Origin of the sequence: Agromyces sp. SYSU T00194 (assembly GCF_040496035.1) — a bacterium.
In the GTDB taxonomy this organism is placed as follows: domain Bacteria; phylum Actinomycetota; class Actinomycetes; order Actinomycetales; family Microbacteriaceae; genus Agromyces; species Agromyces chitinivorans.
Genome location: NZ_JBEPJZ010000001.1, coordinates 913,936 through 939,957 on the forward strand (window position 1 = coordinate 913,936; position 26,022 = coordinate 939,957).

Genomic DNA, 26,022 nt, shown 5'->3' on the forward strand with positions numbered 1-26,022 from the left:
GAGACGCACGAGACCCGTCAATCTCCTGCGCTCTCAGCCCCCGGAACGCAGTGAATCGACGGGTCTCGGGTGCACGAGCACGCGCGGGCACCCGGGCAGGGCGTCAGCGGGCGTGCGGCAGCGGCTTCGGGAAGACGAAGCGCACCACGACCAGCGCGATCGCACCGCCGACGAGTTGCGCGCCGATGAAGGGCAGCACGGATGCCGGGGCGATGCCCGCGAAGGTGTCCGAGATCATGCGCCCGACCGTGATCGCCGGGTTCGCGAAGCTCGTCGACGACGTGAAGAAGTACGCCGCCCCGATGTAGGCGCCCACTGCGGGCCCGGCGAGCGCCGCCCGCCCGGTGCGCGCGAGCGCGAAGATCAGCCCGACGAGCCCGGCGGTCGCCACGACCTCGGCGAGCAGGTGCGCGGGCGTCGCGCGGTCGGTCGTGCTCCACGTGGCGGCCGGCAGCGCGAACATGAGGTTCGCGAGCACGGCGCCGGTGAGGCATCCGATCACCTGCGCCGGGAGGTAGCGGGCCACGTCGCCCCAGCCGCGGTACCCGAGCGCGGCGTCGGCGAGCGAGACGACCGGGTTGAAGTGCGCGCCGCTCACGGTCTGGAACGCGAGGATCAGCACGGCGAGGCCGAACGCGGTCGCGATGGCGTTGATGAGCAGCGCCACCCCGGTGTCGGCGGTCAGCGAGGCGCCCATGATGCCCGAGCCGATCACGACGACCGCGAGCCCGGCGCTGCCGACGAACTCCGCGGCGAGACGGCGGGCGGATGCCGCGTTCACGCGTCGCCCAGCACCGAGGCGAGCCCCGCGAGGGCGCCCGGCACGAGCGAGAAGTAGGCCCACGTGCCCCGCTGGGTGCGGGTGAGGAACCCGGCGTCGGTGAGCACCTTGAGGTGGTGCGACACGGTGGACTGGCTGAGGCCGACCGGTTCGGTGAGGTCGCACGCGCAGGCCTCGCCGCCCTCGGCGGCCGCGACGATCGACATGAGCCGGAGGCGGGTCGGGTCGGCGAGCGCCTTGAGGGCGTGCGCGAGGTCCTGCGCCTGGTCGAGGTCGAGGGGCTCGGCGGCGATCGGCGCGCAGCAGGCGGCGGCGGCTGCCGGAGCGGCGACGACCGGGGCGCCGTCGGGGGCGTCGAGGATCGCGATCGGTTGGCGGGTCACCCGGCCATGCTAGCGGATATCGACATTCATCGATATAGTCGCAGTGCACTACATCGATGAACTTCGATATATGACCCGGATGCCTCCCCGCAGGCCCGAAGACAGGAGCAGCCATGACCCTCGTCGACCTCGCACGCCCCGCACCGGCGACGCGCGCGACCGACACCCTGCCGGTCGCGATCATCGGCGCCGGTCCGATCGGACTCGCCGCGGCGGCGCGGCTGCACGCCCGGGGCATCCCCTTCACCGTGCTCGAGGCGGGGCCGGGCGTCGGCGCCGGCATCCGCTCGTGGGGGCATGTGCGGTTCTTCTCGTCGTGGTCGCTGCTCATCGACGCCGCTTCGCGGGCGCTGCTCGACGCCTCGGGGTGGACCGCACCCGACCCCGACCGACTCCCGACCGGTGACGAGTTCCTGGACGGCTATCTCGAGCCGCTCGCCGCAACCGACGCCATCGCGCCGCACGTGCGCACCGGAGTCGAGGTCGTCGCGGTGAGCCGCGAGGGCATGGACCGCACCCGCACCGCCGGTCGTGCGCAGGCGGCGTTCGTGCTGCGCACGCGCGACGCCTCGGGCGCTGTGGAGGAACTGAGCGCCCGCGCGGTCATCGACGCCTCCGGCACCGTCCGCACGCCGAACCGGCTCGGGTCGAACGGGCTCGACCCGCTCGGCGCCGACGAGGTGGCCGACCGCGTCACCCCGCCGATGCCCGACGTGCTGGGCCGCGAGCGCGCCCGCTTCGCCGGCCGGCGCACGCTGGTCGTCGGCTCGGGCCACTCGGCCGCGCACACCCTGCTGCACCTGCTCGAGCTCGCGCGCTCGGCGCCGGGCACCTCGGTCGCCTGGGCGATCCGCGGCGAGCGCGCCGCCCGGCTGACCGCATCCGACGACGACGGCCTGCCCGCACGGGCGACGATCGGCGCGCGCGTCGCCGAGGCCGTGGCGGCCGGCTCGATCGAGCTGCTCGACCGCTTCGAGATCGTGCGCCTCGGGGCATCCGACGGCTCGGTCCGCGTCACCGGCAGCCGTGGCGGCGAGCTCGAGTCGCACGAGTTCGACCTGGTCGTGAACGCGACCGGGTTCCGTCCCGACCTCGAGATGCTCCGCGAGATCCGCCTCGACCTCGACGAGGTCGTCGAGGCGCCCCGCCGGCTCGCCCCGATGATCGACCCGAACGTGCACAGCTGCGGCACGGTCGAACCGCACGGCGTCGCCGAGCTCGAGCACCCCGAGCCCGGCTTCTTCCTCGCCGGCATGAAGAGCTACGGCCGCGCGCCGACCTTCCTCGCCGCGACCGGCTACGAGCAGGTGCGCTCGATCACCGCGTGGCTCGCGGGCGATGCCGCCGGGGCCGCATCGGTCGACCTCGTGCTGCCGGCGACGGGCGCGTGCTCGACCGACGGCACGGCGGGCGGATGCTGCTGAGCACGAGGCATCCGTTGCCCTCACCACACCCGCGTGGGCGTAGCCTGAACCGGTGACCGAGCTCTCCGCGCAGCGCCGGCGGGTGCTCGACGCCCTCGCCGACGAGTTCCTCCTGCTCACGCCCACGGGCCGACGCATGATCGGCGTCGACGGCGCCGACGGCGCGGGCAAGTCGCACTTCGCGCACGACCTCGCGGAGGTGCTGCGCGAACGCGGCGTCGAGGTGGTCGAGGCGTCGCACGACGACTTCGCCCGCCCGCGCGACGAGCGCTGGGCGCGCGGGCGGCACTCCGCCTGGGGCTGCTACCACGACACCTACGACGACGGGGCGTTCCGGCGCGAGCTGATCGAGCCGTTCCGGGTGCGGGCGACGGATGCCTCGCCGCAGCCGCCGTTCCGCACCCGCGTGTTCGACGTGGCGACCGACCTGCCCGTGGACGAGCCCGCGCGCACGGCCGGCCCCGAGGCGGTGCTCGTCGTGGACGGCGTGTTCCTGCACCGCCCCGAGCTGCGGGGCCTCTGGCACTTCTCGGTGTGGCTCGACGTCGACCCCGACGAGCGCACCCGGCGGCTCGCCGCGCGCGACGGGCTCTCGACCGACCCGGCCGATCCCCTCGCCGAGCGCTACGCCGGCGCGCAGCAGCTCTACGCCGACGACGCGCACCCCAACATCGCTGCGACCGCGATCGTCGACAACACCGACCCGGATGCCCCGGCGCGTCGCTTCGCCGACTACTGCGTCGCCCCGCCCCGCGCCCGCTGACCCTGCGCCCTGTTCCAGACCCGTCAATTTGCTGCGCTCTGGCCCGCGAGAGCGCAGTTACTTGACGGGTCTCGAGTTCCCCGCGTTCCAGACCCGTCGATTTCCTGCGGTATCGCGCGCCAGAGCGCAGTTACTTGACGGGTCTCGAGTTCCCCGCGTTCCAGACCCGTCGATTTCCTGCGGTATCGCGCGCCAGAGCGCAGTTTCTTGACGGGTCTCGGGTCAGGAGAGGATGTCGGCGGTGCGGATGCGACCCAGGGCGAACGCGCCGAAGACGGCGATGTAGCCGGCCTGCAGCAGCGCGTTCGCGGCGAAGGTGTCCCAGAACGGCGGCTGCCGCATGAGGTCGGCGAAGTCGAGCCAGTAGTGCGTGAACAGCCACGGGTGCAGCCACTCGAGCTGCGGCAGCGCGTCGAGGATCTGCGCGGTCACCGCGAGGATCGCGGCCGTCGCCATCGCGCCGACCGGCACCCGGGTCATGGTCGACAGGAACAGCCCGATCGCCGACAGGCCCAGCATCGACACGGTCACGTAGCCCGCGATCGCGAGGAAGCGCAGCAGCCCGTCGCCGAGGCTCACGGTGTCGCCCGACAGCAGGGTCACGGGCCCGATCGGGAACAGCACCCCCCCGATGCCGACGCCCGCGACCACCACCGTCAGCGCCGCCGCGAGGCAGAACACCGCAGCGCCCGCGTACTTCACGACGAGCAGGCGCACCCGCCCCGCCGGGGCGAGCAGCAGGTAGCGCAGCGTGCCGTGGCTCGCCTCGCCCGCGATCGTGTCGCCCGAGACCACGGCGATGGTGAGCGGCAGGAACAGCGGGGTCGCCACGACCAGCGCGGTCACGCCGACGAACACGCCGTTCTGCGTGACCTGGTCGAGGAACGGCGGCCCGCCGCCCTCGCCCGAGGTCAACCGCACGGCCACCGCGATCAGGATCGGGATGAGCGCGAGCGCCCCGAGCATCGCCCAGGTGCGCCAGCGCCGGAACATCGTGCGCAGCTCCGAGCCGAACAGCGCGACCCCCGGGCCGCGGGCCGGCCGCGCGGCGCCCGCGTGCACGATCGCATCGCCGACGACGGACGCCCCGGCGACGAACGACTTCCCGACGCGTTCCTCGCGACGCTCCGGCTCATCCGGGCCGGTGAACCGCACGGATGCCTCGCGGCCGGGCTCGTCCTCAGCGCGCAACCTCGAACCCCTCCCCGGTCAGTGCGACGAACCGCTCCTCGAGGCTCGCGTGCCGCACCGCGAAGCCGCGCACGCGCACCCCGTCGGCGACGAGCGCCGCGACGACTTCCTCCGCGCGCACCGCGGCCGGCAGCGTCGCCACGACCTCGGTGCCGTCGGCGTGCACCGCGGGCTCAGCGGCATCCGTCACCGGCTCGAGCCCCAGCCGGTCGAGCACCCGCATCGCCGCACCGGCGTCGGGCGTGCGCAGGTGCACCGTCACCGCACCCCCGTCGCGGAACGCGTCGAGCGACCCCTGCGCGACCAGGCGCCCGGCGCTCATCACGCCGACGTGCGTGCACAGCTGCTCGACCTCGGCGAGCAGGTGGCTCGACACGAACACGGTCGTGCCGTCCTCCGCGAACGAGCGGATCAGCGCGCGCACCTCGCGCGTGCCCTGCGGGTCGAGTCCGTTGGTCGGCTCGTCGAGCACGAGCAGCTCGCGCGGCATGAGCAGGGCGCCGGCCAGGCCGAGGCGCTGCTTCATGCCGAGCGAGTAGGCGTGCGCCTTCTTGCGTGCGGCGTGCGCGAGTCCGACGCGATCGAGGGCGGATGCCACGCGGGCGCGACGCGTCGCACCCGGCGCAGAGCGATCGGCCGCGTCGAGGCGCTCGAGGTTCGCCGCACCCGACAGGAACGGCGCGAACGCCGGCCCCTCCACGAGCGCCCCCACGCGCGGCAGCACGCTCGCGGTCGCGCTCGGCATGTCCTCGCCGAGTACGCGCATGCCGCCGGCGGTCGCGGAGGCGAGGCCCAGCAGCATCCGGATCGTCGTGGTCTTGCCCGACCCGTTCGGCCCGAGGAAGCCGTACACGGCGCCGCGCGGCACGGCGAGGTCGATCCCGTCGACGGCGACCTGGCGGCGGAAGCGCTTCGTGAGACCGCCCGTCTCGATCGCGAGGTCGTCCACGCGTCAGCGGGTTCCGGCTGCGGCGTCGAGCAGGACCTGCGGGGTGACCGCGCCCGCGTAGACGAGCCCGTCGTCGGCGAACAGCACGTTCACGAGCGTCGCCTGGAACAGCAGCCCGCCGTCGACCGGGGTGGCGAGCAGCTCGAGTTGCGACCCGAGCGACCCCGTGCCGTCGGGCGCCTCCGCGTCCGGGACGTCGCCGTCGGGGGCATCCGCTTCGGGGGCATCCACCGCCAGCTCCGCCGGGTCGATCACGACGACCGACGACCAGCCCTCGCCGATGACGGTGGGTCCGTCGCCGGTGCGCTCGCCGGGCACCGACGCCGCGTCGTGACCGTCGGCCATCGCCTGGAGCTCCTCGTCGCTCGGCACCTCGATCGGATGCTCCGTGACGGTCGTGCCGGCCGGCGGCGTGAACTCGAACAGGGACGCGTCGGGGGCGTCGAACGAGATCGCACTGAACGCGACGCGGAACGCGGGGTCGGATGCCCCGCGGGCGACGACCTCGACGGCCAACGGCATGCCGTGCTCGGCGTCGACGGCGATCGCGATGCGGCCGATCGTGGTGTCGGCGTCGGCCGGGGTCACGACGAGCTCGTACGCGTCGCGGCCGGCCACGCGGCCGTCGTCGCCCACCGACACCTCGTCGGAGGCATCGAGCTCGGCGAGCACCTCGTCCGCGAGCTCGTCGGGGGTGGGCAGGTCGGCGGATGCCTCGAACCCGTCGGCGTGCTCGGCCGCCCACGCCTCGGACTGCGCGTCCTTCCACGCCTCGAGGCGCGCCGTTTCCTCCTCGGACGGCGGGGTGACATGCGTCGCCGCCTCGGCCCGGGAGTCGTAGAACCACACCTCGTCGGGCCCGGCGATCACGTCGCGCTCGCCGAACCCGTCGAGCACCTGCAGGCGCGCCAGGTCGCCGTCGGCGAAGACGCGCATCGTGTGCGATCCGCTCGCGAACTCGAGCAGGTCGTCGAGGCCCGGGCCGGTGCCGTCGGTCCCGGGCGGGTCGCCCTCGTCGCTGCCGCGCATGCCGCCGGTCAGGCCCGAGAGGTCGGGGAGCCCGAGGTCGGCGGCCTGCTCCACGGTGCCGGAGAACGCGCGCACGTTACTCGACCGCACCAGCTCGAGGAGCTCCGACGGCTCGAGGTCGGGCAGGTCGATCGCCGCGTTCGCGGAGACCGGCGCGAGCAGCACGCCCGCGGCGATCACCGCGGGCACGGCGACCGCGGGAGTCCACGCGATCAGCCGACGCTTCCGGCGCGAACCGGCGTCGTTCGGGCGCATGCCACAAGGCTACGCCCGGTTCCTGAGAACGGTGCCGCCGTCGCGGCATCCGCTCACTCGCGACCCGGCACGAGGAGCACGACGCCGATGAACACGGTGGCGACGTAGAACAGGAACGGCGGCAGGTCGGCGATGGCGAGCACGAGCACGATCAGGGCGCCCACCCAGCCGAGCACGACCCACCCCGCCCAGGCCGGATACGAGCCGACGAGCAGCACGATGCCCAGCAGGACGATCCCGGCAAGGGTCAGCACGGCGTAGGCCGGGAACGTCCATCGCGGCAGCAGGCCGTCGGCGAACCCGGCCGGGTCGCTCGCGCGCTGCACCAGCTCGATCGCCCAGGGCACGATCCCCGCGAGGAGCACCAGCGCCGCCGCCCACGCCAGCCCGCCGGCGAGCCCGCCGCCCGCGTCCAGCGCGAGCAGCACGACGCCGAGGGCCGTGACCAGGGCACCCGCGCCGAACAGCACGAGCGAAGTCGTCCACGCGACCGGCGCCGCGGTGATCGCCTCGAGCCGTTCGGCGGGCGGCCTCGGATACACCCGCGCCGAGATCGGCAGGAACGCCGCGACGAGGAAGAGCACGGAACCGGCGATCATCACGAGCGCTGCCGACTGCGTCAGGCCGAACCGCATCGGACCCACCTCCACGTGGGGCGCGGCACGCACCGCGTCCGTCGGCGTCACCGTACGCCCGCGCCCGTGCCCCTCCCGGGCCACAAGACCCGTCGATTTCCTGCGTTCCCAGCACGCAGAGCGCAGTTTTCTGACGGGTCTCGCATCACGCGGTGCCGGCACCGCTGAGACCCGTCGATGGGCTGCGGAATGGACGCCCAGAACGCAGGAAATCGACGGGTCTCGGCAACCAGCAGGGTCAGGCGGCGCGGGCGCGCAGGCGCGGGGCGAGGTCGCGCTCGAAGAGCTGCATGAAGCGCGCCTGGTCGTGGCCGGGGGCGTGGAAGACGAGGTGGTTCATGCCCCAGTCGACGTACTGCCAGATCTGGTCGACGACCCGGTCGGGGTCGGTGCCGACGATCCAGCGCTTCGCGATCTGCTCGATCGGCAGCGCGTCGGCGGCGCGCTCCATCTCGACCGGATCGGTGATGTCGTGCTTCTGCTCGGGCGACAGCGACAGCGGCGACCAGAACCGCGTGTTCTCGAGCGCGGCCTCCTCGGTCTCCTCGTACGAGAGCTTGATCTCGATCATGCGGTCGATGTCGTCGAACGACCGGCCACCGGCATCCGCCCCCTCCTTCACCGCGGGGATGAGCTTCTCGGTGTAGAGCTCCTCGCCCTTGCCGGAGGTGCAGATGAAGCCGTCGCCCGCGCGACCGGCGTACTTCGCGACGGTCGGCCCGCCGGCGGCGATGTAGACGGGGATGCCGCCCTCGGGCACGTCGTAGATCGACGCGTCGTGGGTCGAGTAGTACTCGCCCTCGAACGAGACGCGGTCGCCCTTCCAGAGCGCGCGCATGAGCCGCACCGACTCGCGGAGGCGCGCGAACCGCTCGCGGAACTCGGGCCAGTCCTGCTCGCCCGCGCCGCGGAACCCGGTGGCGACCTCGTTCAGCGCCTCGCCGGTGCCGACGCCGAGGAAGATGCGCCCGGGTGCGAGGCAGCCCATGGTCGCGAACGCCTGGGCGATCACGGCGGGGTTGTAGCGGAAGGTCGGCGTCATCACGCTCGTGCCGATGCGGATCGTCGACGTGCGTTCGGCGACGGCGGCCATCCACGCGAGCGAGAACGGCGCGTGCCCGCCCGTGTGGCGCCACGGCTGGAAGTGGTCGCTCACGGCGACCGACTCGAAGCCGTGGCCCTCCGCGGCGACGGCGATCTCGACGAGCTCGCGCGGGCCGAACTGCTCGGCGGAGGCCTTGTATCCGAGGGTGAGTGTCACGTTCTGGTTCCCTTTCCGGTGGTGGTCCTGCGGTGCGGCAGCGCGCCGTCGGTGAACGCGGCGACCGCCTCCGCGGTGTTCGGGCCGACGCCGAGGCGCAGTGCGACCTCGAGCGCCTCGGCCGTGTCGACGTCGCGGCGCAACCCGGCCGCCGGGTCGACCTCGAGCGGCACGAACCCGCGCTCGAGGTGCGCCTCGGCCGACGCGCCGCCGAACGCCGGCGCGAACGGCTCCTCGATGCCCGCCGTCGCGAGCACCGTGCCGTGCGCCTCGGCGTCGGGCACGAAGGCGAGCGGATGCCTCGCGGCGGCGTTCAGCGCACCGTCGAGCTCCTCGGGGCGGAGCGCCGGCAGGTCGCCGAGCAGCACCGCCGTCCAGCCCGCTCCGGTGGCGCGCGCGTGCGCGATGCCGAGGTCGATCGCGGCGGGCAGCCCGTGCGCGCGCCCGTCGTCGACGAGCTGGATGCGCGCCGGCCCCGGCTCGATCGGCAGTTGCGCGTGCGTCACGACGACGACCCGGTCGACCGCGGGCGTGGCCGCGGCCGCGGCGATCGTGTCGAGCGCGAACGCGCGCGCCAGCGCGGCCCGCGCCTCGGGCGGCACGTCGGCCCCCATGCGTGACTTCGCCTTCCCCGGTTCCTTCACCGGGATGACGACCGTCCAGTGCGTCATGCTTCGGCCCTCCCCTCGTCGAAGCCGGCGGCGTACCCATCGTCGTAGGCTCCCCCGTCGCCGTTCGCGGCCGCGGCGACCCCCGCCGCGTACCCCTCGCGCCTGCCCCGCTCGAGCGCCTCCTCGGTGCCGAGGCGGAACATGTCGCGTTCGCTCGGGCGCACGATCGAGCGCGCGCCCGGAAGATCGATCGGGCCGACCAGGCGGCCCATGCCGCGGACGACCGCCACGGGGCATCCGCTCGCCTTGCCCTTGACCAGGTCGCCGGCCGCCGCCAGCTCGTCGGCGACGCACGGCAGGGTGACCATGAGCGGCTTGCCCGCCGCGTCCGTCTGCCCGCGTAGGTCGTCGACCACGTGCACGCCGGCGGCGCCGATGGCGACGTCGGTCTGCCCCTCGCGCCACGGCCGGCCGAGCGTGTCGCTGACGATCACGCCCACCTCGGCACCGAGCCGTTCGCGCAGGCCCGCGGCGAGCGCGCGCGCCGACGCGTCGGGGTCGACGGGCAGCAGCAGCACGGTGCCGTCGTCGGTGTTGCTCGCGTCGACGCCGGCCGCCGCGGCGACCATGCCGAGTCGGTTCTCGACGATGCGCGTGATGCCGCCCGGGTACGCGCGGGTCGCGACGACCCGCACGGTCTCGGCCGTGATGGCGTCCTCCCGATCGGCGGCGGCCACGATGCGCCCCTCGGCCTTCGAGACGATCTTCGACGTCACCACGAGGATGTCGCCGTCCCGGAGCGTGTCGCCCGCGGCATCCGCCACCAGTGCGACCAGGTCGTCGCCCGGCCGCACCTCGGGCACGCCGCCCAGCGCCCAGACCTGCATCGCCGCGCTCATCGGGTCACCTTCGGCAGCACGTCGCGGCCGAACACCTCGAGCCACTCGGCCTGGTTGCGACCGACGTTGTGCAGGTAGATGCGGTCGAAGCCGAGGTCGACCGCGCGCTGGATGGCGGCGCGGTGCACGTCGGGGTCGCTCGAGACGGTCAGGCGGTCGGCGAGGTCCTCGGGGCGCACGCCGCGCGCGAGCTGGTCGAACTCGAACGGCGAGCGGATGTCGCCCTTGCCGAACCGCATGCCGGCGATCGGCCACTCGCGCATCGCGTTGGCGAGGGCCTCCTCGTCGGTCGGCGCCCAGGACAGGTGCAGCTGGAGCACCTTCGGCATGCGCGACGGGTCGCGGCCCGCCTCGCGGGCGCCCTCGGCGAAGCGGGCGAGCAGCAGGGCGAGGCGCTCGGGCGGCGCGTCCATGGTGATGAGCCCGTCGACGGTGCGGCCGGCGCGCTTGGCCGTGACCGGGCCGCCCGCGGCGACGAGGATCTCGGGCGGCGTCTCGGGCATGGTCCAGAGCCGGGTCGACTCGAGCGTGAAGTTCGGGCCGGAGTGGCGCACGTCGCGACCGGCCGCGGAGGCGGCGAACAGCTTCCTGATCACGTCGACCGCCTCGAACATGCGGTTGATGCGCTCGGGCGCCTCGGGCCAGTACTGCCCGACCACGTGCTCGTTGAGCGCCTCGCCCGAGCCGATGCCCAGCCAGTGGCGGCCCGGGTACATCGCGGCGACCGTCGCGCTGGCCTGCGCGACCATCGCCGGGTGCCAGCGGTAGGTCGGCGTCGTGACGCCCGGGCCGATGTCGCCCGTGGTGCGCTCGGCGATGGCCGGCAGCACGCTCCAGGCGAACGCCGCCTGCCCGTGGCGCGGCAGCCACGGCTGGAAGTGATCGGCGGCCATGACGCCGCGGAACCCGTGCGATTCGGCGAGGGCCGACAGCTCGACCGCCTCCGACGGGGCGAATCGCTCGAGCATCGCGGCGTAGCCGATGTGCACTGACACCCCTCCATCCTTCCACCCGCGCCGGTCGGGGGCCCCGGTCGCCGTCGAATCGGCCGGCACGGGGCTTGCCCCGGGCCGGCGTCCGGGCCGCCGGGGACGGTCGTCGCACCTAGGCTGGACGCCATGCGTATCGCCACCTGGAACGTCAACTCGATCCGTGCGCGCTCGGGACGCGTCGTCGACTGGCTGGTCCGGGAGGACGTCGACGTGCTCGCGATGCAGGAGATCAAGTGCAAGCCCGAGCAGTTCCCGATCGAGGCGTTCGAGGCGGCGGGCTACGAGCTGGCGATCCACGGCCTGAACCAGTGGAACGGCGTGGCGATCGCGAGCCGCCTCGGGCTCGACGACATCGAGACCGAGTTCCCCGGCATGCCCGGGTTCCTGAAGGGCCACGAGGGCCCCGACCTCCCGCGCGAGGCGCGCGCGATCGCGGCGACCGTCGACGGCGTGCGCGCCTGGAGCCTGTACGTGCCGAACGGCCGTGGTCTCGCCGACCCGCACTACGCCTACAAGCTCGACTGGCTCGCCTCGCTCACCGCGCACACGCGCGCCGAGACGAGCGCGCACCCCGAGCGGCCGTACGCGCTCATGGGCGACTTCAACATCGCCCCGTTCGACGAGGACAACGGCGACCCCGCCGTGATCGAGGGGGCGACCACCCACGTGTCACCGGCCGAGCGCGCCGCGTTCGCCGCGCTCACCCAGGCCGGCGTGACCGACGTCGTGCGCCCGCTCGTGCCCGAGGGCTACACCTACTGGGACTACAAGCAGCTGAAGTTCCCCCGAAACGAGGGCCTGCGCATCGACTTCGTGCTCGGCTCGCAGGCGTTCGCCGACGCCGTCGCGGGCGCGTCCATCCACCGCAACGAGCGCAAGGGCGACGCCCCGAGCGACCACGTGCCGGTGCTCGTGGAGCTCGACCTCGACTCCGGGGGCGACGACGACGTCCCGATGATCTTCGGCTAGGGGCGGATCGCATGTCGGGGGGCAGGACGATCCGGATCGGCGGGGCGGCGGCGGCCGCCGCGCTGGCGCTGGCGCTGGGCGGATGCACGTGGCCGGTCGGGGAGCCGGATGCCTCGGAGGCGACGCTGCCTCCGGTCGAGGCCGCGACCCCTGCCGACGTCGCCGTCGTCGACGCGGCGGACCCGGCCGCGGCCGCGGCCGCGGCGAGCGCGGCGTTCTTCGCGTCGTCGCCCGTGGTCGTGCTCGCGGGCCCGGACCCGGACGATCGGCTGGCCGCGGCCTCGATCGCGGTCGCGCTGGGGGTGCCGATGCTGCTCGGCGACGCCGCGGGCGGCGGCTCGGCCGGCGGCGGCTCGGCCGGCGGCGGCTCGGCCGGCGGCGGCGCTGCGAGCGACGACGACGGGGCGGATGCCGCGACCGCGAGCAGCGACCCGACCGCCACGGCGCCCGCCTCGCCCACCGCCACGGGGGTGCCCGGCGAGACCGACGCCCCCGCACCCGCGGAGCCGGTGACGACCGCCGACGAACTGGCGCGCCTCGGCGCGACCCACGTCGTGAACGTCGGCGCGGCCGCACCCGCCGATGTCGTCGCCGTCATCGACATCGACCCGTCCGACCCCGCCGGCGCTGCGGCCGCCCTCGGCATCGCGCTCGAGGCGGTCGCCGTCGATGCGGACCCGCTCGACGCCGTGACCGACCTCGAGCCCGGCGACGGCGTACTGCTCGCCGATCCGGCGCCGCCCGAGGCATCCGCTTCGCCCGTACCCACCGCGGGCGACGGCGCGCAGGCCTCGCCCACGCTCCCCGAGGTGACCCGCGCACCGCCGCTCGACACGACCACGCTCGTCGCGGTCCACGACCCGGCGCAGCTCGCGGCGGTCGCGAACGCGCGCGCTGCCGGGGCATCCGTCTCGTTCCTCCCCGCCGACGACCCGCGGCTGCTCGCCGCCCCCGACGTGATCGAGCAGCTCGCCGTCTCCGACGGCCCGGTCGTTCTCGCCGGCGCCGCCTTCGCCGCGCAGCGCTCGCTCGACTGGCAGGTGCGCTCGGCCCGCACCGGCGCGCAGCTGCCCGGCGGCGGCCAGCTGCTCTTCCCGGAGCACATGATCGTGCTCGAGTACGGCCTGCCCGGCGAGCCGATCCTGGGCATCCTCGGCGAGCAGGGCATCGACGAGTCGATCGCGCGCGCCGAGGGCCTCGCCGCAGCCTACGAGCCCCTCACCGACCGCACGGTGCTGCCCGGGTTCGAGATCATCACGACCGTCGCGTCGGGGTCGCCGACCGACGACGGCGACTTCTCCAGCGAGCCCGACGTCGAGACGCTGCGCCCATGGGTCGAGGCCGCGGCGGATGCGGGCCTGTACGTGGTGCTCGACCTGCAGCCCGGGCGCGACTCGTTCCCGACCCAGCTGGCGCAGTACGCCGAGCTGCTCGAGTACCCGTGGGTGGGACTCGCGCTCGACCCCGAGTGGCGCCTCGAGCCCGACCAGCGGCACCTGCGCGACATCGGGCAGGTCGAGGCCGCCGAGGTGAACGAGGTCATCGACGACCTGGCCGCGATCTGCGACGAGCTCGACCTGCCGCCGAAACTGCTCGTGCTGCACCAGTTCCGCACCGACATGCTCCTGCACCGGGGCGACGTCGACGTGGACCGCCCGGAGGTCACCGTGCTGCTGCACGCCGACGGCCAGGGGTCGCAGCCCGCGAAGCAGGCGACCTGGCGCACGCTGCACCGCGACGCCCCCGAGGGGGTCGCGTGGGGCTGGAAGAACTTCATCGACGAGGACGCCCCGATGCTCACGCCCGAGCAGACGATGCAGCAGGTCGACCCGGTGCCCGACCTCGTCTCGTACCAGTAGCGCCCGCTCCCGCGCCGGCAGCGCCGAGACCCGCGGCGACGGTAGTCGGGCGACGGGACGGATGTCCAGCCCCCTGCCCATTCTCGGGAACCGGCGGTAGCGTCGGCTTCGTGACCTCCCCCAGACCCGTGGACACGGCGCCCGACGCCGCCGGTGAGCCACTCCTCGATGATCGCTACCGCGTCGGTGCCCTCATCGGGCGCGGCGGCATGGCCGCGGTGCACCGCGCCGACGACGTCGTGCTCGGCCGGCAGATCGCCGTGAAGCTCTTCGACGCCAGCGCCTCGGGCATCGACGGCGCGCAGCGCCGCGAGTCCGAGATCGCCCTCCTCGCGAGCGTGACGCACGCGAACCTCGTCACCCTGTTCGACGCGGGCACCGACGCGGCGACGGGGCGCGACTACATCGCCATGGAGCTCGTCGACGGGGTCGACCTCGCCGCGGAGCTCCGCGACGGGCCGCTCGCCGCGGAGGACGCCGCCCGCCTCCTCGCCGACCTGGGCGAGGCGCTGCACGTCATCCACGGCCGCGGCATCGTGCACCGCGACATCAAGCCCGCGAACGTGCTGCTCGACCCCACCGCGCTCCCACCCCGGCGCTGGCGCGCGAAGCTCGCCGACTTCGGCATCGCGCGGCTCGCCGACTCGGCCCGGGTCACGAACACCGGCGCGCTCGTCGGCACGGCCGCGTTCCTCAGCCCTGAGCAGGTTCGGGGAGAGGTGCCAGGGCCGTCGAGCGACGTCTACGCGCTCGGACTGGTCGCGCTCGAGGCGCTGACCGGCGTGCGCGCGTACCCCGGCGACGCGCTCGAGTCCGCCGCGGCCCGGCTGAAGGCCGACCCGGTCGTCCCCGACGAGCTCGGCGCGGAGTGGGTCGCGCTGCTGCGCGCGATGACGGCCCGCGACCCCGGCGCCCGGCCCACGGCGGCGGACGTCGCCCGGGCGGGGTCCGACCTCTCGTCGTCGGTCGAACCGAGGGCGGATGCCGCGGGAGACGGCCCCACGGAGACCGTCGTCCTCGCGACGGCGACCCTCGCCGCCGACACCGGGATGCTCGACCCGACGGAGGCGGGCCTGCCCGCGACCGAGGCGACCACGCCCGCCACGCCCGCCGCGACGACGACGGCCGGCGCCCCGGGTGGCGACCCGACCGCGACCCGCCTCCTGCCGCAGCCCGCGCACGACGCGCCTCCGACCGACCCGCCGCGACGCAGGGGCGAACCGCGACGCGCACCGCGACGCGCACCGCTCGTGCTCTGGGGGTCCGTCGCCGCCGCGGTGGTCCTGGTCGGCGTGATCGCGGCGCTCGCCCTCTCGACGCTGCGGGCCGAGACCGCGCCCACCGCGCCCGAGCTCCCGGCCGTCGAAGGCGACCTCGGCGTGCACCTGGAGCACCTGATGGACACGGTGACCCCATGACGACGCCCCACATGCACCGCGCCCCCCGCATCCTCGCGTTGCTCGCCGCCGCCGGGCTGGTCTGGGCGCTCGCGGGCTGCGCGCCCCAGCCGGCGCTCGACGACGCGACCGGCGAGACCCTTCAGGCGGGGGTCGTCGAGATCGCGCAGCGCGTCGACGGGGGAGACGCGTCGGGCGCGCTCGCGCAGCTCGACCTCTTCGAGGAGGAACTCCAGGCCGCGGTCGACGACGGACGCATCAGCGCCGAGCGCGAGGCGGAGGTGCGTGAGGCCATCAGCCTGGTGCGCGCCGACCTCGAGGCGACGATCGCCGCCGAGGAGGAGGCCGCCGCGACGCCGGAGGCCACCACGGAACCCGCTCCGGCCACCGAGGCCGACACGGGCTCCGAGGACTCCAACAGCGGCCCCGGGAACAACAACGGCAACGGCAACGGCAACGGCAACAGCGGCCGAGGCAACAACAACGGCAACGGGGGCGGCAACGACTGAGTGCGGATGCGTGCCGGATGCGCCCGCGCGTGACCCGGTCGTGCGCCTGCGTGCGAACTCGCTGCTGCGGCATCCGCTCGCCCGGGTTAGCCTCGAACGGTGACATCCGAGACCGACGAGCCCGTGGAGCCCGAGGGCGCACCGGACCCGGCGACGATGCCACTCCCCGCGCCGGACGCCGCTGCCGCAACCGCTGCGGCTGACACTGCCGCGGCCGCTGCCGTTGACACGGCCGCTGCCGCTGACGCTGCGAGCGCGGACCCGTTCGACGCCGCGGAGTCCGCCGCGGACGCCCCGACGGCGCTGCTGCCCGGGTTCTGGACCGAGGGCATGGACCTGCCGCACGAGCCCGCGACGGTGCCGATCGCCGCCGCGAGCGACGTGCCCGCCGCGACCCGCCGCGAGGCCCGGGAGGGCGAGCGCCGTCGACGCGCGCTCGTGCTCTGGGGATCGGCCGCGGGCGTGGTGTTGCTGGTCGCGATCGGCTCGATCCTCATGGTGCCGGCCCTGATCGGCTCCGTCGGCACGTCGGAGGCCGAGGGCGTACCGGGCGGCGGCCGCACCGCCCCGGTGACGCCGACGTCGACGCCGATCCCGGCGGGCGACGACGAGACCGCCGCGACCGACGAGGCCCCCGAAGACGCCGCGGCCGAACCGACGCCCTCCCCCGCCGAGGACGCGGCCGACTCCGGCTCGGACGGCACCGGTGGCGACACCGGCACCGGCGACACCGGCACCGAGCCCGACCCGGGCACCGACCCCGGCACCGGCGACGAGGAACCGGTCGAGGACGAGCCCGGCAACAACGGCAACGGCAACGGCTGGGGTCCGGGCGGCAACCCGGACAAAGGCAGCGGCGGCGGCTGACGCCCGCCCCGACGGCGATCGGACGCGTCAGCGACCGGTGAAGCGCTCCATCGACCGGTAGACGCCGAACCAGCCGCCGACGATGCGGTCGAACGCACGCACCGGCAGCACCGCGCGCAGCACGCGCGAGAGGCCCACGCTCCACGGCAGCTGCACGAGCGGCCGGCCCGCGAGCATCGCCCGCCACACCCGGTCGACCACGACGTCGGGCGCCAGGATGGGCGCGAGCACCGGCCCGCGCGCGCCCGCGAACATGCCCGTGGACACGTAGCTCGGCGTGACCGTCGTGACGCGCACGTGCGCGTGACCCGCCTGCTCGAGCTCGACGCGCAGCGAGTCGCTCCAGCCGATGACCGCGGCCTTCGATGCGGCGTAGACGGCCATCCGCGGGTTCGCGAGCGTGCCGGCGGCCGAGGCGACGTTCACGATGCGCGCCGGCCGCGACGACGCGATCATCCCCGGGAGGAACTCGCGCGCGATGTACATCGGCGCCAGCGCGTTCACGCGCATGGTCGCACGGGTGTCGTCGCCGGAGTCGGTCTCCCAGAAGTAGCGGTTGCCGCGCACGATGCCGGCGTTGTTCACGATCACGTCGGGGGTGCCGGTCTCGCGACGCACCTGCTGGGCGGCCTTGGCGATCGCCCCGAGGTCGGAGACGTCGACGACGTACGAGCGCACCTGCGTGCGGCCGCGCGCCACGGCGCCGAGCTCGCGGGCCGCCTGCGCCAGCGCGTTCGCGTCGCGGTCCCACAGGGTGACGGTCGCCGCGCGCTCGGCGATCGCGCGCGCGGCGTACATGCGCCCCATGCCACCGGCCGCTCCGGTGATCAGGACGTGGGCTCCGCGCGCGGTTCTCGACATCCCACCATTCTGCCGCCGGGCGGCACGGGCCGGAGCCGCGGCCGCACGAGGCATCCGCCCCGCCCGCATACCCCCGGCGTGTGTTACGTCGTGTTCCGGCCCGGTCTGACACGAACGCGCGCCGCGTCTACGGTCGAAGACGTCCCCACCGCACACGACCCACGGAGCACGCCATGACCACCTCGACCGTCGCACCCATCGCCGGTCTCGGCGAGGTGCCCAACCACGCGTACGGCGTGTACTTCGACGACCTGGGCCGCGCGTTCACCGGCGCGGGCGGCGAGTCGCGCCAGGTGCTCCGCGACGTCGAGCTCGAGGTCGAGCCGGGCGAGATCCTCGCGATCCTCGGGCCGAGCGGATGCGGCAAGTCGACCCTGCTCCGCATCGCCGGCGGGCTCGACGCGCCGACGTCGGGTGCGGTCACGATCGACGGCGCCCCCGTCGCCCGCTACGACGCGCGCTGCGCGGTCGGCTTCCAGGAGCCCCGCCTGCTGCCCTGGCGCAGCGTCGCCGCGAACATCGCGCTGGGCCTGCCCCGCGGCACCGCGAAGGCCGAGGGCCGCGCGGTCGTCGAGCGCCTCATCGAGCTCGTCGGCCTCGCCGAGTTCGCCGACCACCGCCCCCGCGAGATCTCGGGCGGCATGGCGCAGCGCACGTCGCTGGCCCGCGCCCTCGCGCGCAACCCCGGCGTGCTGCTGCTCGACGAGCCGTTCGGCGCGCTCGACGCGCTCACCCGCCTCAAGATGCAGGACCTCCTGCTCGACGTGCACGCCGCGGCGCCGACCACGGTGCTGCTCGTCACCCACGACGTCGACGAGGCACTCCAGCTGGCCGACCGCATCATCCTGCTCGGCAACGACGGCGGCGCCCCCGGCGCCGACATCCGCCAGACGGTCGTCGTGCCGGGCCAGCGGCCGCGCGACCGCGGATCGGCCGAGCTGGCCGAGCTCCGCGGGCGCCTGCTCGACGGGCTCGGCATCGACCGCCACGGGTCCGCCCGCGGCGTCGAGGTCACGAAGACCATCCCGCACTACCCCTACTGACCCGCACCACCCCACCCCACAGACCGGCGCAGGTGCCGCGGGCGATCCCCGCGGCATCCGGCCGAGACGACCACCACAGCACACCGGCACCCAGAGAAGGAACCACCCCCATGGCACGCACGAGACTCCTGACCATCGCGGCCGCCGCCGCGGCATCCGCCCTGCTCCTCACCGGCTGCGTGGCCGGCGAGAACAGCGGCTCCTCCAGCGAGGGCACCGGCGACGGCTTCGAGGGCCAGAGCCTGAACATCGACTTCGCGACCTACAACCCGCTGAGCCTGATCATCAAGGACCAGGGCTGGCTCGAGGCCGAGGGCCTCGACGTCACCTGGATCCAGTCGGCCGGCTCGAACAAGGCCAACGAGGCGCTGCGCGCCGGGGCCATCGACGTCGGCTCGACCGCGGGCTCGGCCGCGCTGCTGGCCCGCGCGAACGGCTCGACCATCAAGCTCGTCGACATCTACTCGCAGCCCGAGTGGTCGGCCCTCGTGACCCTCCCCGACAACGGCATCTCGAGCGTCGAGGACCTCGTCGGCAAGAAGGTCGCCGCGACCAAGGGCACCGACCCGTACTTCTTCCTGCTCCAGTCGCTCGAGGCCGAGGGCGTCTCGATCGACGACATCACGGTCGAGAACGTGCAGCACGCCGACGGCTGGGCCGCGCTGCAGAACGGCTCCGTCGACGCCTGGGCGGGCCTGGACCCGATCATGGCCGGTGCCGAGGTCGACGGCGCGGAGCTGTTCTACCGCAACGTCGACTTCAACTCCTACGGCGCCCTGAACGCCACCGAGGACTTCATCGAGAACCGTCCCGAGGTGCTGCAGCTCGTGATCGACGCCTACGAGTCGGCACGCGTCTGGGCCGCGGCGAACCCCGAGGAGACCGCCGAGATCCTCGCCGAGGTCGCGAGCCTCGACGTCTCGATCGCGCAGAAGGTCATCGACGAGCGCTCGAACCTCGACGTCTCCGGCATCCCCGGCGACGCGCAGCTCGACCTGTTCGCCAAGATCGGCCCGGTGTTCGTCGAGCTCGGCGACGTCGCCTCGCAGGACCAGGTCGACGAGGCCCTCGCGACGCTGATCGACCCGTCGTTCGCGGAGGCGGCCGACTCCAGCCGCTTCGGCAACTAGCCGAGACGGAACGCGCCGAGCGATGACGACCACGACGACGACCGACCGGGCACGGCCCGGCGACCGCGACGAGGAGCGTCATCGCTCGGCGCATCCGCGCACCACCCCCACGAACGAGACCACGAGGAGCGACGCGATGAGCGAGCAGACGACGGACACCGCAGCGAAGCCGGCGACGGCCACGCGCCCGGGCACCGCCGGCCGCTCCACCGCGCCCGCGCGCACGTCCGCCAGCGCGTCCGGCACGCGCCGCACCGCACCGGCGGGGCCGCGAGGTCGGCTCGTCGACCGCAAGTGGTTCGTGATCGTCGGCGGGGCGATCATCCCCGTCGCGGTGCTGCTCGCCTGGCACCTCGTGTCGGAGAACGGCATCGTCCCGACCTCCCAGCTGCCGAGCCCGACCATGGTCTGGCTCGCGCTCATCGACCTCATCGAGCGCGGCCTGTTCTGGCAGTACGTCGCGATCTCGACCCAGCGCGTGCTGATCGGCTTCGCCGTCGGCGCGACGCTGGGCCTGCTCATCGGCGCGATCGTCGGGCTCTCCAAGCTCGGCGACATCCTGCTCACCCCGACCCTCGGCGCCCTCCGGGCCGTGCCCAGCCTCGCCTGGCTGCCGCTGCTGATCCTCTGGCTGAAGCTCGGCGAGGAGTCGAAGATCACCCTGATCATCATCGGGTCGTTCTTCCCCGTCTACACCGTCGTCGCGAGCGCGCTGCGCCACGTCGACCGCCAGCTCATCGAGGCCGCCCGCGCGTTCGGCCTGCACGGCACGCGCCTCTTCGGCACCGTGCAGCTGCCCGCCGTCATCCCCGAGACCATCGCGGGCCTGCGCCTCGCGCTCGCCCAGGCCTGGCTGTTCCTCGTCGCCGCCGAGCTCCTCGGCGCCTCCATGGGCCTCGGCTTCCTGCTCACCGACTCGACCAACACGGGCCGGCTCGACCGCACGTTCCTCGCCATCATCCTGCTCGCCGTGATCGGCAAGCTGTCCGACTCGGTCATCGGCCTCTTCGAGCGCTGGGCCGTGCGGCGCTGGACCTGATCGGAGCCCCATGACCTTGGACGCCCTGCTCCACGAGGAGCGTCGCTTCGCACCTCCCGCCACGTTCGCCGACGCGGCGAACGTCACCGCCGCGCAGGCCGACGCGCTGCACGCCGCCGCAGCGGCCGACCACGAGGCGTACTGGGCCGAGCAGGCCGCGCGCCTCGACTGGGCGGAGCCCTGGCACACGACGCACACGTGGCATCCGGCCGCCCCGACCGCCGACGGCGGGCTGACCGTGCCGCGCGCCGAATGGTTCGCGGGCGGGCGCCTGAACGTCGCCGTCAACTGCGTCGACCGCCACGTGGCCGCGGGTCGCGGCGAGAAGGTCGCCTTCCACTTCGAGGGTGAGCGCGGCGACCGCCGCACCCTCACCTACGCCGACCTCGAGCGCGAGGTGAAGCGCGCCGCGAACGCGCTCACGGCGCTGGGCGTCGAGCGCGGCGACCGGGTCGTGCTCTACCTGCCCGTCATTCCCGAGACCGTGGTCATCACGCTCGCGATCGCGCGCATCGGCGCGGTGCACTCCCTCGTGTTCGGCGGCTTCTCGGCCGAGGCGCTGCGCTTCCGCGTCGAGGACACGGGCGCGAAGCTCGTCGTCACGACCGACGGGCAGTTCCGCCGCGGGCAGGCCGTTCCCGTGAAGCACGCGGCCGACGAGGCGGTCGCCGGCGTGGCATCCGTCGAGCACCTGCTGGTCGTGCGCCGCACCGGCGACGAGACGCCCGACGTGCCGTGGACCGCAGGTCGCGACGTCTGGTGGCACGACGTGGTCGACACCGCGTCGGCCGAGCACGAGGCCGAGGCGTTCGACGCCGAGACCCCGCTGTTCGTCATCTACACCTCGGGCACGACCGGCAAGCCGAAGGGCCTGGTGCACACCTCGGGCGGGTATCTCACGCACGCGTCGGCGACGCACTGGGCGGTGTTCGACGCCAAGCCCGACGACGTCTACTGGTGCACGGCCGACCTGGCGTGGGTGACCGCGCACTCGTACGTGCTCTACGGCCCGCTGTCGAACGGCATCACGAGCGTCATCTACGAGGGCACGCCGAACACGCCGCATCCGGCCCGCCACTTCGAGATCATCGAGCGCTACGGCGTCACGACGTACTACACGGCCCCCACCCTGGTGCGCTCGCTCATGACCTGGTTCCCCGACGGCGTGCCGGCCGAGCACGACCTGTCGAGCATCCGCCTGCTCGGCTCGGTCGGCGAGGCGATCAACCCCGAGGCGTGGGTGTGGTTCCGCGAGCAGATCGGGGCCGGCACCGCGCCGATCGTCGACACCTGGTGGCAGTCGGAGACCGGCGCGGCCGTGATGGCGCCGCTGCCCGGCGTCTCGACGCTGAAGCCCGGGTCGTCGCTCGGCGCCCTTCCCGGGCTGCGCACCCGCGTCGTCGACGACCGCGGCGACGACGTGCCCCGCGGCTCGGGCGGCTACCTCGTCATCGACGGCACCTGGCCGGGCATGGCCCGCACCGTGTGGGGCGACCCCGAGCGCTACCGCGACTCGTACTGGGCGCGCTTCGCCGACCGCGGCTACTTCTTCTCGGGCGACGGCGCCAAGGTCGACGCCGACGGCGATATCTGGCTGCTCGGCCGGGTCGACGACGTGATCAACGTCTCGGGCCACCGGCTGTCGACCATCGAGATCGAGTCGGCGCTCGTCGCGCACCCGTCGGTCGGCGAGGCCGGCGTGGTCGGGGTGTCCGACGCGACCACCGGCGAGGCGGTCGCCGCCTTCGTCGTGGCCTCCGACGGGCTGGTCGGGGCAGCGGATGCCTCGCCCGAGGCATCCGCTCGCATCACCGCCCTGCGCGCCCACGTGGCCGCCGCGATCGGACCGATCGCCAAGCCCCGCGACGTCGTGCTCGTGCCCGACCTGCCGAAGACGCGCTCGGGCAAGATCATGCGCCGCCTGCTGGTCGACCTCGCGGAGGGCCGCCCGCTCGGCGACACCACGTCCCTGCAGGACGAGGCGGCGCCGGCCCGCATCGCGGAGCTGCTCCGCAGCTGACGCCTGCCGTTCCCGCACAGCGGCCGCAGACCGATCACGGCTCGACGGCGCGGGCGGCGCGGGCGCGCAGCAGCTCCGCCTCCCGGGCGTTCGTCGCGAGGTTCGCCGCGCGCAGGTAGGCGATCGCGGCGTCCGCCGTGCGTCCGGAGCGCTCCAGCAGGTCCCCCTGCACGCTCGGGAGCAGGTGGTACGCGGCGAGTGCCGGATGCTCCGCCAGTTGCTCGACCAGCGCGAGCCCGGCGTCCGGACCGTACGCGCGTCCCACGGCGACGGCGCGGTTCAGTTCCACGACCGGGGAGCCGGTGCGACGCGCGAGCTCGGCGTACAGCTCGACGATGCGCGCCCAGTCGGTCGACGAGGGCGTCGCCCGGGAGTGACACGCCGCGATCGCCGCCTGCAGGTGGTACGGCCCCCGCGCCCCGCCCTGGATCGCGACCAGGCGGTCGGCGCGCGCCAGCGCATCGAGGCCGTGCCGTATCCGCCCGCCGTCCCAGCGCGAGCGGTCCTGGTCGTCCAGCAGCACGGGACGCCCCGCCGCGTCGAGCCGGGCCGCGAGGCGCGACGACTGGAGCTCGAGCAGCGCGGACAGCGCATGCGCCTCGGGGTCGTCGGGAGCCAGCGCGGTGAGGATCCGCGCGAGCCGGGTCGCCTCCTCGCAGAGGGCCGGCCGCATCCAGTCCGTCCCCTCGGTCGCGGTGTAGCCCTCGTTGAACATCAGGTAGACGATGCCGAGCACGGTGGCGAGCCGCGCCGATCGCTCGTCGGCGGGAACCTCCTCGAGCGCCGCCCCGGATCGCGCGAGGGTGCGCTTGGCCCTGCTGATCCGCTGCGCGACGGTCGGCTCGCTCGTGAGGTACGCGCGCGCGATCTCCCGGGCCGACAGGCCCGCGACGAGCCGGAGCGTGAGCGTCGCCTGGGCCTCCGGAGTGAGCGACGGATGGCAGCAGATGAACATCAGCCGCAGCATGTCGTCCTCGACGTGGTCGACACCGGCCGCCGGATCCGCCGCGGTCTCCTCCGCGAGCTCATGGGCGAGCTGCTGCAGCGCCCGGTCGCGGCGGGCGTGCCGACGGTACGTGTCGACCGCCCGCCGCTTCGCCGTGGTCGTGAGCCACGCCGCGGGATTCGCTGGGATCCCGCTCTCGGGCCACTGGGCGAGCGCGGCGACGATCGCGTCCTGCGCGAGGTCCTCGGCGAACCCGACGTCGTGCACCATGCGCACGAGGGCGGCCACGACCTTGGCGGACTCGATCCGCCAGACGCCCTCGATCGCGCGCCTGGTCGCGGCGGCGTCGCCCACGCCGTCCGGCCCCGATGCCGTCGCCTCGGACACGATGGCGGCTACTCCTGCAGGGCCCGCAGCTCGACGGCGCCCTCCCACCCCGGCACGGTGTCGAGGTGGATCTGCATGAGGCGGCGCCCGAGCTCGACCGCCTCGACGCGCGACCGCACGTCGAAGATCGCGTAGCCGCCGACGAGCTCCTTGGCCTCGGTGAACGGCCCGTCGACCGCGGTGATCCGCCCGCCGGCGAGCGAGACGAGGGCACCCTCCGCACTCGGCTGCAGGCCGCCGAGCTCGACCAGCGTGCCGTTCAGGCGCCCCTCCTGCGCGAACTCCGCCATGCGCGCGTAGGTCGCCGGCGTCACCTCCGCACCCTCGTCGTGTCGCAGCATCCCGATGAACCTCACGGTCTCGTCCCCTTCCCGCCGGGCGATCCGCCCGCTCACCAGTACGTCGCCCGCGCGACGCGATTCTCGACACGCGCGTGCGGAACGGACGCCCCCTGCGGATTCTTCCGCGCGATGTCGAGAACCGCCAGTGCCGGGCGACGAAGACGTGACGGGACCGCTCCGGGTTCCGCTCCCGGACACCGGGATGTCAGGAAGGACCTCACCATGGAACCCCGAACCGCATCCGCGAACGATGCCGTCGCGGCTCGCCTCGCGACCCGACGCACCCGATCGCTCCTGCGCTGCGGCGCGCTCGCCGGCCCGATCTTCATCGCGGTCGTCGTGATCCAGATGGCGACGCGGGAGGGATTCGACCTCTCGAGGCATCCGATCAGCCTGCTCGCCGCCGGCCACGGCGGCTGGGTGCAGGCGGCGAACTTCGTGCTCGCGGGCGTGCTGGCCTTCACGAGCGCGTTCGGGGTCGCTCGCGCGATCCCGACTGGACCGGGACGGCGCTGGGCGCCGATCCTGGTCGGCGTCTTCGGCGTGGGGCTCGTGATCGGCGGGGTGTTCCCGGCCGGCGCCGCGCTCGGCTTCCCGCCCGGGACGCCTGACGGCATCCCGACGGAGGTCGAGTTCCCGGCCGTGCTGCACGCCGTCGCACCGCCGATCGCGTTCACCGCCATCGTCATCGCCGCGCTGGTGGTGGCGCGCCGCCTCGCGACGGAGGACCGCAGGATCGCGGCGGGCGTGACGGTCGCGATCGCCGTGATCGGCTACGCGCTGTCGCTGCCGTTCGGCCCCGGCGCCAGCATCCGCCTGTTCATCGGGATCGCACTCGTGTTCGGCTGGCTGACCTGGTGGACGAGCTCGCTCGCCCGGTCGGCAGGGGAGGCCGATCTCTCGCGCTAGCGAGCGGGCACGAACTCCTCGGCGGCATCCGCCTCGGTCGCGTCGGCGTAGGCGGGTGCCGCCGCGTGCTGCCCGTCCGCGGGCCCGGCGGCGTCGTTCGAGCCCGCGGGCTCCTCGTCGTCGTCCCAGACGTAGTCGTCGGCGGGGTCGACCTCGTCCTCGACGGGCTCGGGCTCGACGGCCGCGCGGCGCAGCCCGCCGAAGCCGACCAGCACGGCGAGCGCCGAGGTCGCGACGACGGTGCCGATGATGCCGGCGCCGAGCACGGCCGCCCAGACGACGACCCACGACTGGCCGCCGTACACGTCGGCGGCGGTCGCCGCACCCGAGTCGAGTGCGGTGGTGAGGGCACCCATGGTGCCGGCCGTCTTCGCTGCGCCGAACGCCAGCACGGCGACCGAGCCGACGAGGCCGACCAGGGGCAGCGCGAGCTTCGCGGGCGACACGGGGCGGGCGGGGTGTGCGGACATGTGGAGACCTCGTTCTCTCGTGGGGATGTCCCGGTCACGGTATGGGCGATTCCCATGGGCGGGCTATGTCTCGCATCAGCGGTCGCTGTGAGCCGTTCGCGC

26 protein-coding genes are annotated in these 26,022 nt (G+C 74.2%); 12 read left to right on the forward strand and 14 right to left on the reverse strand.

Going from position 1 to position 26,022, the window contains the following annotated elements; genetic code table 11:
- Positions 1–103 precede the first annotated feature (103 nt).
- Positions 104–781 (reverse strand): aquaporin, encoded by a 678-nt coding sequence (locus ABZK10_RS04215; protein ID WP_353807940.1) that lies wholly within the window; start codon positions 779–781, stop codon positions 104–106.
- Positions 778–1,143, reverse strand: coding sequence for an ArsR/SmtB family transcription factor (locus ABZK10_RS04220; protein WP_436408522.1), 366 nt, complete (start codon positions 1,141–1,143; stop codon positions 778–780). Before ABZK10_RS04220 ends, ABZK10_RS04215 begins: the two co-directional genes overlap by 4 nt.
- Before the next feature lie 134 nt (positions 1,144–1,277).
- Between ABZK10_RS04220 and ABZK10_RS04225 the strand changes: the two genes are divergently transcribed.
- Positions 1,278–2,588, forward strand: coding sequence for an FAD-dependent oxidoreductase (locus tag ABZK10_RS04225; RefSeq protein ID WP_353807941.1), 1,311 nt, complete (start codon positions 1,278–1,280; stop codon positions 2,586–2,588).
- 52 nt (positions 2,589–2,640) lie between these two features.
- Complete coding sequence (locus tag ABZK10_RS04230) at positions 2,641–3,351, forward strand: nucleoside/nucleotide kinase family protein (RefSeq protein ID WP_353807942.1); 711 nt, start codon at positions 2,641–2,643, stop codon at positions 3,349–3,351.
- 222 nt (positions 3,352–3,573) lie between these two features.
- On the opposite strand, the gene ABZK10_RS04235 is transcribed toward ABZK10_RS04230, so the two are convergent.
- The 8 genes from ABZK10_RS04235 to ABZK10_RS04270 form a co-directional block, all read right to left on the reverse strand.
- Complete coding sequence (locus ABZK10_RS04235) at positions 3,574–4,542, reverse strand: ABC transporter permease (protein WP_436408483.1); 969 nt, start codon at positions 4,540–4,542, stop codon at positions 3,574–3,576.
- Complete coding sequence (locus tag ABZK10_RS04240) at positions 4,532–5,491, reverse strand: ABC transporter ATP-binding protein (RefSeq protein WP_353807943.1); 960 nt, start codon at positions 5,489–5,491, stop codon at positions 4,532–4,534. Before ABZK10_RS04240 ends, ABZK10_RS04235 begins: the two co-directional genes overlap by 11 nt.
- A 3-nt stretch (positions 5,492–5,494) precedes the next feature.
- The gene (locus ABZK10_RS04245; RefSeq protein WP_353807944.1) at positions 5,495–6,775 is read right to left on the reverse strand and encodes a LolA family protein; all 1,281 of its coding nucleotides are present in this window, start codon (positions 6,773–6,775) and stop codon (positions 5,495–5,497) included.
- Positions 6,776–6,828: 53 nt separating this feature from the next.
- Positions 6,829–7,410 (reverse strand): hypothetical protein, encoded by a 582-nt coding sequence (locus tag ABZK10_RS04250; protein ID WP_353807945.1) that lies wholly within the window; start codon positions 7,408–7,410, stop codon positions 6,829–6,831.
- Positions 7,411–7,648: 238 nt separating this feature from the next.
- A complete protein-coding gene (fgd, locus tag ABZK10_RS04255; RefSeq protein ID WP_353807946.1) occupies positions 7,649–8,671 on the reverse strand; it encodes a glucose-6-phosphate dehydrogenase (coenzyme-F420) in 1,023 nt (340 codons plus the stop codon).
- Positions 8,668–9,342: a 2-phospho-L-lactate guanylyltransferase gene (gene cofC, locus ABZK10_RS04260; protein ID WP_353807947.1), complete on the reverse strand. Its 675-nt coding sequence runs from the start codon at positions 9,340–9,342 to the stop codon at positions 8,668–8,670. Before cofC ends, fgd begins: the two co-directional genes overlap by 4 nt.
- A complete protein-coding gene (locus tag ABZK10_RS04265) occupies positions 9,339–10,181 on the reverse strand; it encodes a coenzyme F420-0:L-glutamate ligase (RefSeq protein ID WP_353807948.1) in 843 nt (280 codons plus the stop codon). Before ABZK10_RS04265 ends, cofC begins: the two co-directional genes overlap by 4 nt.
- Positions 10,178–11,176, reverse strand: coding sequence for a TIGR03557 family F420-dependent LLM class oxidoreductase (locus tag ABZK10_RS04270; RefSeq protein WP_353807949.1), 999 nt, complete (start codon positions 11,174–11,176; stop codon positions 10,178–10,180). Before ABZK10_RS04270 ends, ABZK10_RS04265 begins: the two co-directional genes overlap by 4 nt.
- 123 nt (positions 11,177–11,299) lie before the next feature.
- On the opposite strand from ABZK10_RS04270, the gene ABZK10_RS04275 reads away from it, so the two are divergent.
- From ABZK10_RS04275 to ABZK10_RS04295, 5 genes are all read left to right on the forward strand, one after another.
- A complete protein-coding gene (locus tag ABZK10_RS04275) occupies positions 11,300–12,142 on the forward strand; it encodes an exodeoxyribonuclease III (protein WP_353807950.1) in 843 nt (280 codons plus the stop codon).
- Between the two features lie 11 nt (positions 12,143–12,153).
- Entirely contained in the window at positions 12,154–14,001 is a 1,848-nt protein-coding gene (locus ABZK10_RS04280; protein WP_353807951.1) for a hypothetical protein, read from the forward strand.
- 110 nt (positions 14,002–14,111) lie between these two features.
- Positions 14,112–15,419: a serine/threonine-protein kinase gene (locus ABZK10_RS04285; RefSeq protein WP_353807952.1), complete on the forward strand. Its 1,308-nt coding sequence runs from the start codon at positions 14,112–14,114 to the stop codon at positions 15,417–15,419.
- On the forward strand, positions 15,416–15,907 hold the full coding sequence (locus tag ABZK10_RS04290; protein ID WP_353807953.1) for a hypothetical protein: 492 nt from the start codon (positions 15,416–15,418) through the stop codon (positions 15,905–15,907). Before ABZK10_RS04285 ends, ABZK10_RS04290 begins: the two co-directional genes overlap by 4 nt.
- A 99-nt stretch (positions 15,908–16,006) precedes the next feature.
- Positions 16,007–16,774 (forward strand): hypothetical protein, encoded by a 768-nt coding sequence (locus tag ABZK10_RS04295; RefSeq protein ID WP_353807954.1) that lies wholly within the window; start codon positions 16,007–16,009, stop codon positions 16,772–16,774.
- A 27-nt stretch (positions 16,775–16,801) separates the two neighbouring features.
- Here the strand turns inward: ABZK10_RS04295 and ABZK10_RS04300 are convergent, their stop codons facing one another.
- Positions 16,802–17,635 (reverse strand): SDR family NAD(P)-dependent oxidoreductase, encoded by an 834-nt coding sequence (locus ABZK10_RS04300; protein WP_353807955.1) that lies wholly within the window; start codon positions 17,633–17,635, stop codon positions 16,802–16,804.
- A gap of 173 nt (positions 17,636–17,808) precedes the next feature.
- Here ABZK10_RS04300 and ABZK10_RS04305 point away from each other — a divergent pair, with 173 nt between their 5' ends.
- The 4 genes from ABZK10_RS04305 to acs all read left to right on the forward strand — a co-directional run bounded on the left by ABZK10_RS04305 (position 17,809) and on the right by acs (position 22,867).
- On the forward strand, positions 17,809–18,678 hold the full coding sequence (locus ABZK10_RS04305) for an ABC transporter ATP-binding protein (RefSeq protein WP_353807956.1): 870 nt from the start codon (positions 17,809–17,811) through the stop codon (positions 18,676–18,678).
- 110 nt (positions 18,679–18,788) lie between these two features.
- Positions 18,789–19,808 (forward strand): aliphatic sulfonate ABC transporter substrate-binding protein, encoded by a 1,020-nt coding sequence (locus ABZK10_RS04310; RefSeq protein ID WP_353807957.1) that lies wholly within the window; start codon positions 18,789–18,791, stop codon positions 19,806–19,808.
- A 136-nt stretch (positions 19,809–19,944) separates the two neighbouring features.
- Positions 19,945–20,847, forward strand: coding sequence for an ABC transporter permease (locus ABZK10_RS04315; RefSeq protein WP_436408523.1), 903 nt, complete (start codon positions 19,945–19,947; stop codon positions 20,845–20,847).
- Between the two features lie 10 nt (positions 20,848–20,857).
- Entirely contained in the window at positions 20,858–22,867 is a 2,010-nt protein-coding gene (gene acs / locus ABZK10_RS04320) for an acetate--CoA ligase (protein WP_353807959.1), read from the forward strand.
- A 34-nt stretch (positions 22,868–22,901) separates the two neighbouring features.
- Here the strand turns inward: acs and ABZK10_RS04325 are convergent, their stop codons facing one another.
- Together ABZK10_RS04325 and ABZK10_RS04330 are read right to left on the reverse strand one after the other, a co-directional pair.
- Positions 22,902–24,200: an RNA polymerase sigma factor gene (locus tag ABZK10_RS04325; protein ID WP_353807960.1), complete on the reverse strand. Its 1,299-nt coding sequence runs from the start codon at positions 24,198–24,200 to the stop codon at positions 22,902–22,904.
- Positions 24,201–24,208: 8 nt separating this feature from the next.
- Positions 24,209–24,556, reverse strand: a complete 348-nt coding sequence (locus ABZK10_RS04330) for a YciI family protein (RefSeq protein ID WP_353807961.1) — start codon at positions 24,554–24,556, stop codon at positions 24,209–24,211.
- 207 nt (positions 24,557–24,763) lie between these two features.
- On the opposite strand from ABZK10_RS04330, the gene ABZK10_RS04335 reads away from it, so the two are divergent.
- A complete protein-coding gene (locus ABZK10_RS04335; RefSeq protein WP_353807962.1) occupies positions 24,764–25,450 on the forward strand; it encodes a DUF998 domain-containing protein in 687 nt (228 codons plus the stop codon).
- Here ABZK10_RS04335 and ABZK10_RS04340 read toward each other — a convergent pair.
- Positions 25,447–25,920 (reverse strand): hypothetical protein, encoded by a 474-nt coding sequence (locus tag ABZK10_RS04340; RefSeq protein WP_353807963.1) that lies wholly within the window; start codon positions 25,918–25,920, stop codon positions 25,447–25,449. The genes ABZK10_RS04335 and ABZK10_RS04340 overlap by 4 nt on opposite strands.
- Positions 25,921–26,022: the final 102 nt, after the last annotated feature.